10 protein-coding genes are annotated in these 14,813 nt (G+C 73.4%); 6 read left to right on the top strand and 4 right to left on the bottom strand.

From position 1 onward, the window contains the following. Positions 1–50: 50 nt before the first annotated feature. The 4 genes from BFF77_RS12515 to BFF77_RS12500 are packed head-to-tail and all read right to left on the bottom strand — an operon-like array spanning position 51 to position 2,192. Positions 51–611: a type 1 periplasmic-binding domain-containing protein gene (locus tag BFF77_RS12515; RefSeq protein WP_066947844.1), complete on the bottom strand. Its 561-nt coding sequence runs from the start codon at positions 609–611 to the stop codon at positions 51–53. After that, on the bottom strand, positions 611–943 hold the full coding sequence (locus BFF77_RS12510) for an Ada metal-binding domain-containing protein (RefSeq protein ID WP_079125090.1): 333 nt from the start codon (positions 941–943) through the stop codon (positions 611–613). Before BFF77_RS12510 ends, BFF77_RS12515 begins: the two co-directional genes overlap by 1 nt. Further along, a complete protein-coding gene (locus BFF77_RS12505; RefSeq protein ID WP_066947842.1) occupies positions 940–1,668 on the bottom strand; it encodes a 2OG-Fe(II) oxygenase in 729 nt (242 codons plus the stop codon). The genes BFF77_RS12510 and BFF77_RS12505 overlap by 4 nt, the downstream gene beginning before the upstream one ends. Then, entirely contained in the window at positions 1,665–2,192 is a 528-nt protein-coding gene (locus BFF77_RS12500; RefSeq protein ID WP_066947840.1) for a methylated-DNA--[protein]-cysteine S-methyltransferase, read from the bottom strand. Before BFF77_RS12500 ends, BFF77_RS12505 begins: the two co-directional genes overlap by 4 nt. A 398-nt stretch (positions 2,193–2,590) precedes the next feature. Between BFF77_RS12500 and BFF77_RS12495 the strand changes: the two genes are divergently transcribed. The 6 genes from BFF77_RS12495 to BFF77_RS12470 are packed head-to-tail and all read left to right on the top strand — an operon-like array spanning position 2,591 to position 14,749. Further along, a complete protein-coding gene (locus BFF77_RS12495) occupies positions 2,591–5,407 on the top strand; it encodes an AAA family ATPase (protein ID WP_066947838.1) in 2,817 nt (938 codons plus the stop codon). Beyond that, the gene (locus BFF77_RS12490) at positions 5,400–6,692 is read left to right on the top strand and encodes a serine/threonine-protein kinase (RefSeq protein WP_066947835.1); all 1,293 of its coding nucleotides are present in this window, start codon (positions 5,400–5,402) and stop codon (positions 6,690–6,692) included. The genes BFF77_RS12495 and BFF77_RS12490 overlap by 8 nt, the downstream gene beginning before the upstream one ends. A 10-nt stretch (positions 6,693–6,702) precedes the next feature. After that, positions 6,703–11,064: a tetratricopeptide repeat protein gene (locus BFF77_RS12485; protein ID WP_066947832.1), complete on the top strand. Its 4,362-nt coding sequence runs from the start codon at positions 6,703–6,705 to the stop codon at positions 11,062–11,064. Between the two features lie 10 nt (positions 11,065–11,074). Next, complete coding sequence (locus BFF77_RS12480) at positions 11,075–11,518, top strand: hypothetical protein (protein ID WP_066947830.1); 444 nt, start codon at positions 11,075–11,077, stop codon at positions 11,516–11,518. After that, entirely contained in the window at positions 11,502–12,125 is a 624-nt protein-coding gene (locus tag BFF77_RS12475) for a hypothetical protein (protein WP_066947827.1), read from the top strand. Before BFF77_RS12480 ends, BFF77_RS12475 begins: the two co-directional genes overlap by 17 nt. After that, the gene (locus BFF77_RS12470; protein ID WP_066947824.1) at positions 12,122–14,749 is read left to right on the top strand and encodes an Hsp70 family protein; all 2,628 of its coding nucleotides are present in this window, start codon (positions 12,122–12,124) and stop codon (positions 14,747–14,749) included. The genes BFF77_RS12475 and BFF77_RS12470 overlap by 4 nt, the downstream gene beginning before the upstream one ends. Positions 14,750–14,813: the final 64 nt, after the last annotated feature.

Genomic DNA, 14,813 nt, shown 5'->3' with positions numbered 1-14,813 from the left:
CTGGTCGGCGCGCGGCGACCACCGGGACGCCGGGGCCCTGCGCGGCGCCCTCACCCGCTGGTTCGGGCCGGAACGCTGGTGACCCAGCCCCCGTGGACCGTCCACGTGCCGCCGTCGGCGCACGCCCCGCGCAGACCGTGCAGGACGCCGGGGCCGGCCAGCGCGGGAACGCCGGAGTCGGACAGCGCCGCGAAGGCGTAGGTGCGGGACGGCTCCCAGTCGGTGCTGTGCCGCAGCCGCCGGGCGAGCTGGACGAAGCCGGCCGGGGCCGCGGCGACCACCCACGCGTCGGGGGCGGGCGCGGTCATCCGGCGGGCCGGGCGCAGCCAGGAGGCCGCGGTCTCCGGCCAGTCGACGACCGCGAGGACCGTGCCGCCGCGCGCCTCCCACGCCTCGCCGAAGGCCGCGGCGGCCTCCGCGGACGCCGCGTCGCGGCTGTGCCCCGTCACCACGGTGCCGATCCCGGACCGCGGCGCCGTCAGCAGGCCGAGCAGCGCGGCGAGTTCGGCGGAGGTGTGCGGGACCGGCGGGGGCGGCTCCCCGTACGCCTCCCACTCGGTCCGGCGGACGAGCGGGGAGGGCGCGGCCACGCCGTCCTCGGGCAGGCGCATCAGAAGGACCCCTCGCCGTCTTCGGCCGGACGGTTCCCGTCGCGGCCCTTCGCCCCACCGGTGCCGCGGCCGGCCTTCCAGCGTCCGTACGCCTCGGGCAGGCACACCGCGCAGGGCCGGTACCCGGCCGCGACGGCGGTGGCCTCGTCGGCGAAGAACACCCGCTCGCGGACATAGCCGCCGCGTGCCAGGACGCGGGCCGCGGAGGGGCAGTCCAGCCGCCCGTACAGCCGCCCGCGCCGGTGGCCGCCGAGAGTGCCCGGGACCGCGCTGCGGTACGGCGCCCCGTCAGGCCCCAGCAGCCGGTACGTACGCGTCGGCGCGGCCGTCATGACGCGTCGTGGAAGACCAGCCCCAGCGCGCGCCGGCGGCCGGAGTGAACGGTGCTCACCCCGTGCCGGACGGCGCCCGCGGACCAGCCCCGCTTGCTCCGCACGGGCCGGTCCCGGGTCGTGAAGACGAGCCCGTGCCCCTGGCGCAGGGCCACGGTGGTGCCGCGCGACTGGGCCCGGGCGCGCTGCTCGACCAGCAGGAACTCCCCTCCGGTGTAGTCGACGCCGTACTCGTCCAGCCCGATCACGACCTGGAGGGGGAAGACGAGCTCGCCGAAGACGTCGCGGTGCAGCGCGTTCCAGTCGCCCTCCTCGTAGCGCAGGAGGATCTGCGCGGAGCGGTCCTGGCCGGCCTCGTGACACATCGCCAGCCACTCCTGGAGGTCGTCCGGCCAGGGCGCCGGACGGCCGAGCCGGTCGGCCCAGTCGCGCGCCACGGCCAGCAGACGGGGGTAGAGGGCCGCACGGAGCTCGGCGACCACCGGGGGCAGGTCATGGGTGAAGTAGCGGTACGTCCCCGAGCCGAAGCGGTGCCGGGCCATGTCGACCGTGCTCCGGAACAGCTCGGTCCGCTCGTACAGGGCGGCGATCTCCCGGCACTCGTCGGGGCCGAGCAGCCGGGAGGTCTGGGCGCAGCCGTGCGCGTCCAGGGCCTCGGCGAGCGCGGCCCAGTCGGCCTCGGCGACGCTCCCGCGGACCCCGGCGGGCCGGAGGCCGGCGGTCATCCGTCCCTCCCGGGCCGGGCGGTGGACGTCGTGCCTTCGAGGGCGAGCAGCAGTTGCTTGCGCTCCAGGCCACCGGCGTAGCCCGTGAGGGAACCGTTCGCCCCGACGACCCGGTGGCAGGGCCGCACCACCAGCAGCGGATTGGCCCCGATCGCCGTACCGACGGGACGGGCCGCGCCGCGCGGTTCACCGATCCGGGCCGCGATCTCGCCGTAGGTGAAGGTCGACCCGTACGGGATGGTCTCCAGCGCCTCCCAGACGCGCCGCCGGAAGGGGGTGCCGGACGGGACGTACTCGATGTCGAAGCGGGTCAGTGTGCCCGCGAAGTAGGCGGCCAGCTGTCCGGCGATCCCGTCGAACGCGTCCGCGTCCCGGACCCAGCCGGCCTGCACGGTCACGCCGCCCTTCTGTCCGGGGACGGACAGCGAGGCGAGGGCGGTGCCGCCAGGGGCGGTCGCACTCCGCTCGCCGACCAGCAGAAGTTCGCCGAGCGGGCTGTCGAGCGTGGTGAAAAGTGTTGTCATCGCGGTTCCTCGTCAGACGGTTCCATAACCTTGTAACACCGCACTGTGCCTCTGGGGTTGCGGCGTGCGGCGAAAACCGGACGCCGCGGTCACCCGGCCGGGGGTACGGCGCGGCCGGCGGCCCCGGGCGGCGGCGCCCGCGTCCGGACCCGGCGCGGGGTGGTGGTGTGATCGACGTACTCAATGGGGCCCCGGCCCGGTGGATCCGGATGACCGGTTGATGTGGCCCATTGGCGGCAGGCGCTGTCGCACCCGTGTCAGACTGACAACGCGAAACGAAACGGGGAATCCGCCGGCGGCTCCGGCACTCTCCGCGAACATGGCGTGTCAGGAACGGGTACGGGGGTGCCGTCGTTTTGTCATTGTTTTCGGAAGATATCTTCACTCCGCACACCCTTTTGGATGAACGTGCGATCGATATCCTCTCCGCGGCGACCCAGCGATGCTCGGAAACGGTCCGCCCGAGTGATCTCCTCTACGCCGCGATCGACTCCGGTGACCAGGGAATTCTGTCGGTACTCGCGCTGACGCTCGCCGAGGGCGCCCAGCCGAGGCACGTGCTGGAAACCATCGCGGTGTACAACCCGGGAAGCCGGGACGGACAGGATTTCGATTTCGACGGAAGACGCGAGCGTTTTGCACCGGAGACACTGGCCGCCCTCGACCACTTCACCACGGAGTTCGCCCAGGACCGGGACCGGCTGCGCCCGGTCTGTCTCGAACTGCTCGTCGCCTGTGTCCTGGACCATCCCGACCCGGGTGACCGGCAGTTCCTGCGGATCCTCGACACGGCCGCCACCGCGCGGGCCCTGCGGGACCAGGCACGTGTCAGCACCGAGCCGCCTCCCGCGCTGCTCGACGACACCGGGCGGCTGCGCTCCGAGGAGTTCTCGGCGGACGCCTGGGCGGTTCTTGAGCAGGCGGCGGAGCGCGCGGGTGAGCTGGGGTACGACCGCCTGCTGCCACCGCACTGTTTCCTCGCCCTGCTCGGCGAGACGGAAGGGCTGACCGAGCGGCTCGTCCGGCTCCAGATCCCGCCGCAGCTGGGCCTGGCGAAGGTCGCCGAGATGCTGAGCGGCGCCTTCCGGCTGTCGCAGCACGGAAAGGACGCGCCGCCGCTGCACCGGGACGGCTTGGGGGAGCCGTCGCTCGCCCTGCTCCAGCGGGCCCGGCGGGCCGCCGTGATCTGGGGTGCCGAGCTGGTCGACACACCGCATCTGCTCGATGCCCTGCTGGAGGATCCGCCCGCCAGGCTGGTGTCGCTGTTCCGGGCGGAGCCGCTGCGGGTGGACCTCGCCCGCATGCGTGAGCTGCTCGCCCAGGCCGTCAGGGAGGCGCGCGCCACGGGACCGCGCGAGGTTCCCTTCCGGCTGCCGCTGGAATCACCGCCCACCGAGGACCTCACCTGGCTGGCGCGGACCCGGGGGATCGCACCCGCCCGGCACCTGGAGCGCTACTTCGACGCCCTGGGCCGGGCCCTGCACCGTACGACCGACAACCATGTGCTGATCACCGGGCCCGCCGGGGTCGGCACCACCAGCCTGGTGCGTGAACTGGCCCGGCGCGCCGCGGCCGGGGAGCTGCCCTTCCTCCGCCGCAAGCGCCTGCTGCGCGTCGACTGCCGTGACGTACCGGACACCGAGAGCGGCGCCAGGCTCGCCAGGATCATCGCCCATGTGGCCGGGCGTACCGATCTCATCGTGTGCCTGGACGGACTGGGGGCCATGCTCCGCGGCCCCCGGGGCACCGACCACGTACAGGCCCTGCGCAGCGCGCTGAAGGAGCGGCGGATCCATCTCGTCGGGGTGCTGTCCGACCAGGAGTACGACGATCTGCTGGCCGCCGACCACGCCCTGCGCGAACTCACCACCCGTATCGGGATGACGGAGCCGGACCGGGCCTCCGCGCGGGACATGGTGCGTCAGACGGCGGACACGCTGGAGGCCGAGTTCAGGACCGTGATCGACGACCGGGCCGTCGACCGGGCGGTCGTGATGTCCGGGGACTACATCCTCAACCAGCGGCTGCCGCTCGCCGCGGTCAAGGTGCTCCGCCGGGCCTGCGAGGACCTGGACTACCGCCGTACCCAGCTCGGCGACACCCGGGCCGTCGTGACCACCGAGGACGTGGTGCGGGTGATCGCCGAGGTGTCGGGCGTGCCCGCCGCGCAGATCGCCGGCACGGGCGGCGGGCGGACCGACTACGAACAGGCGCTGGGCGGCTCCGTCTTCGGTCAGCGCGAAGCGGTCGAGGTCGTCGCGGGCGAGCTGCGCCGTATCAAGTCGGGCCTGGCCGGGGCGAGCGGCGGCCCGGCCTCGGTGATGCTCTTCGCCGGGCTGACCGGGACGGGCAAGACCGAACTGGCGAAGACGGTCGCCGGGTTCTACTCCTCCTCCAAACGCCTCCAGACCTACCCCATGGAGAACTTCTCCGAGGCGCACAGCGTGTCGGGCATCATCGGCTCCCCGCCGGGATACATCGGCCACGAGCGCGGAGGCCGCCTCGTCAACGAGCTGAACGCGGACCCGTACTGCGTCTTCCTGCTCGACGAGGCGGAAAAGGCACACCCCGAGGTCTGGCGGCCCTTCCTGAACCTCTTCGACGAGGGCTGGATCGTCGACCAGCGTGGTGTCAAGGCCCACGGCGACCGGGCGATATTCATCCTCACCAGCAACGCGGGCCAGGAGATCATTTCCCGGATGAGCCGGGAGGGCCGGTCCGACGAGGAGATCGTCGCCCGGGTGAAGGAGGAATTGCTCCAGGTCGGGAACCGGGCGCGGAGCGGTCCTGTCTTCTCTCCCGAGTTCGTGGCGCGCATTCGCCGGATCATCGTGTTCCGCCCGCTGGATCTGGACGCGATGACCGGAATCTGCCGCAAGCTGGTCGACCGGCAGCGCCGATTCTGGCTGGACAAACGGGAAAAGGAGCTGATCGTTCCCGAGACATTGATCCATTACGTCGCCGGGCGCGGACATCTGCTGAACGAGAAGTCGGGCGGTAAGGAGGGCGGCCGTATCATCGCGAAAATCCTGTCGGACCTGATCGAGAATCCCATCCTCCTCGAACAGGAGCGCCGGGAGGAGGAGTTCCGGACGTGCGCCCGCATCGAACTCGGCTTCCGCCGCACCGGGCCGGGCGAGCCCACGACCGACGTCCGCTTCCGCCCCGCCCCCGGGACGAGGACGGCGGAGGAGTCAGGACCGGGCCATGAGTGACGAGGGATCCGGGACCGATCTGCGGTCGTTCGAGGGCCGGGTGATCAACGACCGCTATCTGCTCACCAGGTGGATCGGCGGCGGTGCCTTCGGCGCGGTCTTCCTCAGCGAGCAGCGCATCCTCGGCCGCCCTGTCCGGCGGGTCGCCTGCAAGATCTCCAAGGAGACGGGGATGACCGAGGCGGACGCCCAGGAGCGGTTCGCCGACATCCTGCGGCTGGCCGAGGCGATGGACGGGATGACCGACGCGGAGGCACGCCGTCACCTCGTCCATGTGTACGACGGCGGGCTCGCCCACGACGCCGGCGGCCGGGCGTTCCTGGTGATGGAGTACGTGCAGGGCACCACGCTCGCGGCCCAGTTCGAGACCTTGAAAACGGTCCCCGCCAAGCTGCTGTTCCGCTGGGCGCGGCAGATCTGTGTGGCGCTGCGCGGACTGCACGCCCTGGACCAGCCGCTGCTGCACCGGGACCTCAAGCCGGACAACGTCCTGCTGGGCTCGGACCTGACCGTACGGCTGATCGACTTCGGCCTCGCCGCCAGGCTGCTGGCGTCCGGGACCGTCCCCGGAGTCGCCGGCACGCTCACGTACATGGCGCCCGAGACCTCCCAGGGCCAGAGCATGCCCGCCTCCGATCTGTACTCGCTCGGGGTGCTGATGTACGAGGGGCTGACCGGCCGGCTTCCCTTCGCGCACCTCATTCCGCCCCCGGGACTGCCCGACGCGCTGCACGGCGACTGGCTGTACCAGCAGAGGACGCAGGGCCGCGCGGCGGTCCCGCCGTCACGGCTGAACAACACCGTGACGCGCGAGATCGACGACGTCGTCCTGCGCTGCCTGGAGTTCGACCCCGTGAGGCGCTTTCGCAGCGCGAGCGAACTCCTGGACGCTCTGGCCGGCGCCGAGGCCGGATCCCCTCGCCCGGCGCCCGGCGAGAGCGCGCTGGAACAGGCCCGCGAACAGGCCGCCGGCGGCGATCCGGCCGGCGCGTGCCGTACCTTGCGGACCTGTCTGGACTCCGGCTCGCGGGAACTCCCCTCCGCCGTCCGGCTGGCGCTGCTGAGCGAACTCGCCCGCCTCCTGGACGGGCAGGGCGACCCGGCCGGCGCCGCGCGGCAACTCGCCGCGGCCTGGCAGCTGGTACGCGACAGCGCGCTCCTGCGGACCCGGAAGGAGCGCTGCACCCTGCTGTCGCGTACGGCCGACGCCTACCGGCGGGCCGGGAACGCCTACCAGGCGACCCACTTCGAAGATCTCCTGCGGCGCGAGAGGGGCAGGGGGTGAGCACAGCGGTATGAGTCCGTCCTCGTCCATCGGCGACCTCCTCACACCCTCGGGCCGACTGCGCAGACAGTGGACCGCGGCCGTCGAGGACCCGGACCCGCACAGCGGTCTGGCACGGCTGCGCGAGGTCTGCGTCCGGATGGAGAGGCGTCCCGACACGGCCGCTCCGCTCTGGACCGGCTTCTTACGGTCCATGGTCGGACAGCCGTTCCGGCCGTTGCTCACCGAGGCCGACTTCGAGGCGCTGGAGAGGATCGGCGGGCTCGTCGCGGAGGCCGGGTCCATCCCTCTCGACCAGGCGGTCCGGCCGCTGGCCGTGGCACGCACCGGGCGCGGCGAGCGGGGGCAGGCCGACGAACTGCTGACCCGGCTGTACTGGGCGGACTCGGTCCAGGATCAGACCAGGGCCGCGCTGGCGGACGAGCTGGCCCGCTCCGGCCGGCGGGACGACGCCCGGCTGAGGATCTACGCGGACCTTCTGGGCCGGGCCGGGCCACGGCCGCCGGCGGTCGTCGAGCTGGCCGCCGATGTGCTGCGGGTGGACTTCTCCTCGGACCCGGCACAGCTGCACCGGGCGAACGAGCTGGCGGCGACCGGGCTCCCGGGCGCGGACCGCGCGGCCGGGTTCTATCTGCTGTCGGTCACCGCGGAACTCGACGCGGCCCGGACCCGCTTCCACGCGGCCTGCGCGGCGGACCCCCGGGACGGGACCGCACTGCTCGGGCTGCTGGCCGCCCACGTACGGGCCGGGCAGGCGGCGAGCATCCCCGGGTGGGCGCTCGACGCGGCCCGCGGGGCCGCGCCCGACGTCGCCGCGATGGGCGAACTCGGCCGGGTGCTGGCCTGGTTCGACTCCGGAAGCGACACACCTCCCCCGGCCGCCGGCCGGCTGGCCGCACGCGACCTGACCCGCGAGGCGGGCCCCTGGTCCGCCTACGCCCTGGGCCGCCTGCACCTCCTGGACGGTGACGCCGCGCGGGCCCGCGATCTCCTCGTACCCCTGACGAGGAGCGACACCTCCGTCCCGCAGTGGCGCTACCACGCCGCCTGGTCGCAGTTGCTCTGCGGCGACCGCGCCGGACTCCGGCCGCTCATCGGCACGATGACCCGGCGGCCCGAGGACTGGGCGCTCGCCTGCCTCCTGCTGGACGCCGACCCGGACGCGGTGCCCGGCACCGAGGCGGAACACGCGGCGGCGACGGCCCCGCCCGGCTACGAGCGGATCGCCCGGGTCCGCCGCGACCTGGCCGCCGGCAGGCGGCCGGCCGGTGCCGAGGACCGGCCCGTGCCCGGTCCGCCCGGGGAAGGCGGCGGCCTGCCGGAGCGGCTGGAGGCGTTGCGTACGGCCCTGGGCGAGGCGTACGGCGGGGCGGGGCCCTCGGAGATGGCGGCGCTGCTGAGGAATCCGCTGTACCGGCGGCTGCCGCAGGCCGACCGGTTGCTGTGGTCGGGGCTGCTGGCGCTGCGCGGGGAGCCGGAGGAGGGGCGGCGGCTGCTCGGGGCGGCCCTGGCGCTCGGGCACGAGCGGGCGGCGCTGGTGCTGGCGGCGCACCACCTGGAGGAACGCCGTCCGGGCAGGGCGCACCGGCTGCTCACCGGGCGGAGCGGCGCGAAGGCGGAGCTGCTGCGCGTGTGGGCCGAGGCGGCCGGGGGCGGGTCGGACGAGATGATCGCGGACCGGCTGGAGCGGCTGGCGGCGCGCGGACTGCCGCAGGTGCCGTATGTGCTCGGCGCGGTCCGGCTGCACCAACTGGCCGGGGAGGGCGCGACCCTGGAGCCGGAGGACGCCCCCTACCACGCGCGGCGGGCGGCCAGGGATCTGCGCAGGGCCGTCGCCGCGGGGCCGGGCGCCGTACCCTCCGACGCCGCCCTGCTGCTGCGGGCCGCCAGGACGGTCACCCATGGGACCGCCCCCGGGCAGGACGACGGCCCTGCCGGGCAGTCGCCCTCGGTACGGCAGCACCCCTGGGCGGAATGGGTCCTGGGCCTGGCGCTCCTGGCCGAGGACCCGGAAGCCGCCGACGTGGCGCTGTGCGGGCGGCTGGCCGCCCTGGTCGAGGAGGCCGGCGAGCCGCCCCCGCAGTCCGTGACCGGGCTGGCCACCGCGCTCACCCGCGCGGGCATGCTCAGCGAGGACCCCTACCGCCGGGACACCCTCGCCCGGTTGGTGCGCGGTCTGGCGGACCGGCACGCCTCGCCGGAGGTACAGGCGCTGGCCGGTCGGGTGACGGCCGCGGCGATGGCGCTGCCGGCCGTCGGGCGCCCGCCGCTCGGGGCGGCGCGGCCAACGGGCGCCGTGCGGTCGGTGTCGGCGCTGGCCTCCGCCGCGCATGACCTCTCGCGGGGCGACCGGGCCGCCGCGGTACGGCAGTTGAGGGCCGCGCCGGCGGACAGCGCCGTCTGCGCCCTGCTCGCCGACGTCCTGGACGGCCGCCCGCCCGTGGGGTCCCCGCCCGGCGGGACCGGGGAGCGGGCCGCGCTGATCCGGGTCGTCCACGCGGCGGGGCTCGCCGAGAGCGATCCGCGGCGGTGCCTGGAGCTGCTCTCCGCGGCGGCGGCCGACTGCGATCTGGCGGCCGTCACCGACCTCGCCCGGGTGCTGCCCGCGCTCTTCGCCCGGGCCGAGGGCACGCGGGCGGGCCGCGGCGCGGCGGACCGCGGCAGACCGGGCGGCGCCGGACGCCGTCCCGGCGGGGCCCATCCGCTGGCCGCGGCGGTCAAGCGGCTGACGGACGAATACCCGCCCACGCTCGACGCGGCGATCCTGGCCGGCTGCGCGACCGCCGTCGGGGACGACGTGACGGCGGAGGCGATGTGGGTCGAGGCACTGGACCGGGCGACGCGGGAGGGGCGCGACTCCGGCCATGTCCGTGCCCGGTACGCCCGGCTGCTCTGCCACCGGGCGGTGACCTTCCACCGGGCGGGGGAACCGTTGCAGAGCGCGAAACTGCTGCGCCGGGCCGCCGGTGTCCTGCCGTCGGCCGGGCCTCCGCCGAAGCGTGTCCCGTCCCGCGGCGGAGCCGAATCGCTCGCGCGCGGCCTGGAACTCGACGGCTACGTCGGCCGCCTGCTGGACCAGGTGTTCCCCGGAGCGGAGCGGCAGCCCGTGCCCTGGGAGCGGCCCGGCCGTTACGCGGCCCTGGAGGCGGCCGTCGAGGCCGACGCCGGGCTGTCCCGCGCCCTGAGGTCGGGCGGACGCAAAGGTGTCGAACGGAGCTGGGCGGACTGCCTGAAGACCCTGGGGTACGACGTCCGTCTCCACCACACCCTGGCGCTGCTGTACCGGGGCATGGCGCTCAACGGGCCCGCGCCCACCGCGTCGGCGGGCAGACACCTCGCCCGTGCGACCGTGCTGTGGACCCTACTGCTGGCCTCGGGAGGATTCTGGGAGCAGCACGGCGAGGTGCCCGCCGGGCCCGAGGCGGAGACGCGGCTGCGCGGCGCCGTGTGCCGGGAACTGTTCGGCACGCACCGCAGGCTCGGTGCCGAGGCCCTCCGGGCCGGGGAGCGGGAGACCGCCCGGCTGCATCTGACGGTGCTGGAGGCGGCCCGCGAGGGGGACTCCGCCGTCCGCGGCCTCCTGCGGGACTTCGGCATCCCGTGGTCCCCGGCGGTCGACGCGCGGCGCTGGACCGAGATCTCCGCTCTGGCCGGCGCGGCCACCGACGCGTGGTGCGCCGAGGTCGTCGAGACCGCCGAGAAGGCGGTCAGGGACCCGGCCGCCATCGCGAGGCTGGCCGAGGGGATCGACAAGGACTACGAGTCCGGCATACGCGAGGTGGAACCGCTGATCGGTCTCGGTGTTCCGCTGCCGCGCCTCCTGCAGACCGGACTCGACTGGTACAACGGGCTGCAGACCTGCCTCTACCAGATGCGCAGGACCGACGAACTGCGGAAAGTGGTCGGGCGGGCGCGCAAGTTCGCCGACGCGCTCGTCCCGCTCTGCACCCCGGGCAAGGGACATCTCCCGGGCAACCGCGCCCTCGGCGCGCACTTCGTGGACCGCGGACTGTTCGTCGCGCGGGACAGCCGTGCCGCCGTCGCGTTGTACGAGGCGGCGCTGAAGTGGGATCCCGGCAATGTCAGCGCCACGCAACTGCTCGCCCAGACCGCGTACAGCGCCCGGCTGGACCGTATCGTCGCCGCGCTGGACGCGAAGGACTACCCGCGCGCGCTGACCGCGGCGAAGGAGGCGTACGGAGCGGCGGGCAACGACAAGGACCGTTCGGTGGCCCTGACCTACCAGGCCCTGAGTCACAACAGCTCCGAAGAGCTGCCCGAAGCCCTCTCGCTGCTCAAACGGGCTCTCGGGCTCGATCCCGCCAACGAGACGGCCCGCTCGCTCTACGGCCTCTTGCGCGACGAACTGTGAAAGGAGACGTGTGAAGCCGAATCCCTTCCATGTCCTCGGGCTTCCCGTGTCGGCGAGCGACCAGGAGGTGGCCGAACGCTTCCAGGAGCTCGCCGTGATCGGGACCCAGGAGGCGGGCGCGCTCGCCGAGTGGGCCAAGGACGAGTTGATGGGCCGTCCGGAGACGCGGGAGTTGCACGCACTGCTGGAGGCGCCGGGCGCGGACTACCGCGGCGAACGGTGGGAGGACTTCGCCCGACAGTACGGGCGCCGTCCCGACGCGTTCGACACGTCGTCCGAGCGGCCGGAGCCGCCACGGGTGTCGGACTTCGACCTCGCCGCCGTGGCCCGGCGCCTGCTGGACGGCATGCTGACACCGCCCGCCGTCGACATCCGCGCCGCCCTGGACAACGCGCCGGTGCCGCTGCGCCTGGAGCGTCCGCCACTGGAGGTGCGTGATGTCCTCTTCGGCTGACTCCCCTTCGCCGGAAGTCTCCTCGGCCGGTCTCTCCCCGGCCGGCGCCGAGGTCCGTCCGACCGTGACCGGGGCCATGACCGACTGGGACGACTTCGAGGAGCGCCCGGTGCCGGAGGGGCCGGCGGGACCGGAGCGGCCGGATCCCGTCAGTCCGGGCCGTGAGATGGCCGCCCTCCTGCAGCGGTACTGGTCCGACCTCCAGGACGAGAGCAACAGGGTGCGCAAGGAGACGGAGGCGGCGCGCAAGGTGCTCAGCGAACTGGCCGTCCATGTCGCGCGGTTGGACGGCCTGCTGCGGGAGGCGGCGGGTCCGCTGGAGGAGGCGGGCGCCAAGTCGCTGGGCCGCCGTCTGCGGGTGGCCGGAAAGCAGGTCCTCGAACCGCTGCGCGCGATGGACATCACCACACAGGACCCCACCGGCGAGCCCTACGAATCGGTCGCGGACGTCGTCGACATCACCGGGTGGCGTTACGGACCCGAGTTCACCGCCGAGGTGGTGGCGGAGACCGTGGAGCCGATCGTGCTCGACCGCGGCACGGTCGTACGGCTGGGACAAGTGATCATGGGCGCCCCGTCGAGCGCCGGACCGGAGGACAACGCATGACGCAGTACGTGAGCAAGGCCGTCGGGATCGACCTGGGGACCACCAACAGCGCGGTGGCGGTGATGAACCCGACGGACACCGACATCGTGATCCACCAGGACGGCATGAACGCCCGCACGACGCCGAGCTGCGTCTGGCGCAACCCGCGCAGCGGCGAACTGGTCGTCGGGCGCAAGGCGTTCGCGCGGGTGGGCAGCGAGCCGGAGCCGGTCACCTCCGTCAAACGCCTCATGGGATCACGCAGAACGGTGACCCTGGCGGGCGAGGAGCGCACCCCGGTCGAGATCTCGGCCGAGATCCTGCGGGAGATGAAGCGGCAGATCGAGCGGAGCGTGGCGGAGTTCGACACCCCGGACGTGCGCTGGGTGGTCGACCGCGCCGTCGTCACCGTACCCGCGTACTTCGACCAGCCGCAGATCGACGCCACCCGCAAGGCGGCGGAGAGCGCCGGTCTGCGGGTGGTGGACCTGCTGCACGAGCCGACGGCCGCCGCGAGCTACCACTGCTGGCGGACCGGCACCCGGGACGGCACCTTCCTGGTCTACGACCTCGGCGGCGGCACCTTCGACGTGAGCGTGGTGCGCTGCAAGGCGGCCGACTTCAAAGTGCTCGGGATCAGCGGCAACACCATGCTCGGCGGGGACGACATCGACACCGCGCTCGCCCGCCACCTCCAGGAGCTGATCCAGGACGACGACTGGGCGATGGACCTGGACCTGGAGAACGACGCGGAGGACCGGCTGCGCTTCCGGCGTCTGAAGTCCCTCGCGGAGTCCGTGAAGAAGGGACTGTCGGACCGTACGGAGTTCATGCTCCACGACTCCGGGGGGCTGACCGACAAGGACGGGCAGCGGGTCGTCATCGACACCGTGATGGAACGCGCGCAGCTGGAGAAGATCGCCCGGCCCATACTGGAGCGCACCTTCCAGTACTGCGACGAGGCGCTCGAACAGGCGGCCGAGGAGGCCGGGGTCACCCTGGCCGACGTGGACCAGATCATCCTGGCCGGCGGGTCCACCCATCTGCCGCTGGTCCGGGAGATGGTGAGGAGCCGGTTCTGCTCGCCCGCCCTCGGCTCCCCCGAGCCCGGCTCACCGCGCGCCAAGTGCGCCGAACCGGTGTACGAGCAGGTGGACACGGTCGTCGCGCTGGGCGCCGCCGTGCGCGCGTCCGCGGTGGGCGGCCTGGACATCCTCAACGAGGAGCGCACGGTCCGGGTGGGCTTCCGCGGCACCGTGGTCACGGCCTCGGACCGTACCGTGGTCGGCGGGACGGTCGAGGCGCTCGACCCCGACCTCGATCTCGTCGGCGGCTCGGTGCGGCTCAGCACGGAGGAGTACGAGGACGAGGCGCGGCTGGAGCCGGGCGGCGGTTTCGCGTTCACCCGCATTCCGGTACAGCCGGACGCGCAGAGCCTGCTCACCGTCGAAGTGTTCGACGCCGACGAGGAGTTGCTGGCGACCGTCGGACGTACGGTCGTCCACGACCGTGCCGCCGCGAACAAGCCGGGGCGCAGCACGACCAGCGCGTCCATCAACGCCAAGCCGATCCTGCTGGAGGTGAACCGCGAGGGGCGGACACAGCGCGACGTGCTGATCCCCGCGCTGCGGCCGCTTCCGTTCAAGGAGCGCTACGACTTCAGCCACCCCGGTGACACCGGCAGCGTGGAGTTCCGGCTGTACCAGCAGGCCCGCCAGATCCAGGTCATCACGGTGCCGGTGCCCTCCTCCACTCCCCGGGGCACGGTCATCGACCTCGACGTGGAGATGGACGTGCACGCGCTCATCACGGTGCGCGGCTCCATCGGGGACCATCCGTTCGAGGCACTCGTGGAGGTGCCGCCGGAGGCCGAACTGCCGGACAGGGACCAGGTCGCCGGGCTGATGCGCCGCTTCGAGCAGGGCGTCGAGTTCCTGCCGGCGGGCGAGCGGAACGTGAAGAGGACCAGGATGGAGATGGCGGTGGAGGCCTTCACCGAGGCTCTCGAACACGGCGAGAAGGCGGTCGCCAGCCATGAGTTCGAGCAGATGCAGGCGATCGTCGACTCCCTCGGCGAGCTCCGGCCGGGGGATCTGGAGCCGCCCAGGGCGGACTTCGAGAAGCTCGTCAAGGACTGCGTCGAACTGAACCGGTACGTGGCCACGTTCAGCGCCGAGGCCGAGGCCCCGCACGACGAGGGGGAGATCGCCCAGGCCATCGAAGTCCAGCGGGACCAGGGCGAACGGACCCTGAGCGCGGGCGACCAGCGATCGTACTCGGAGGTCATCACCCAGCTGCAGCACATCTTCGACCACCTCCGGACCCTGGCGTACCGGCAGCACCAGAAGGAGCAGGGGCCGGTCGACGAGACCGAGATGGCCGCGTCCCGGCTGCAGAGCGCCCTGGAGATCCTGGGCCAGGTGCGTACGCAGGCCCAGGTGTCCCGCACCGCCACGGCCGAACACCGCCAGGAGGTGGAGGACATCGGGCAGCGGCTCGCCGGGCTCCAGGCCCTCATCGCCCAGGACCCGCACCGGGTCCAGCAGGAGGCCGGGCAGGAACGCCAGCGTCTGATCCGGCTGAAGAACATCCTCATGGGTGAGGAACAGGACGGCCGCAGCCCCGGCATCCCCGAGGCGAAATGACGGCCGCGGCGCTGGGTGTCCGCTGCCCGGTGGCCCTGTGCCGCCGGGCAGCGGACACCCAGCG

The sequence above is a fragment of the Streptomyces lushanensis genome (genome assembly GCF_001700515.1).
GTDB classification, from domain to species: domain Bacteria; phylum Actinomycetota; class Actinomycetes; order Streptomycetales; family Streptomycetaceae; genus Streptomyces; species Streptomyces lushanensis.
The sequence above is the reverse complement of the archived record's forward strand: the minus strand, read 5'-3'. Positions and strand labels throughout refer to the sequence as shown.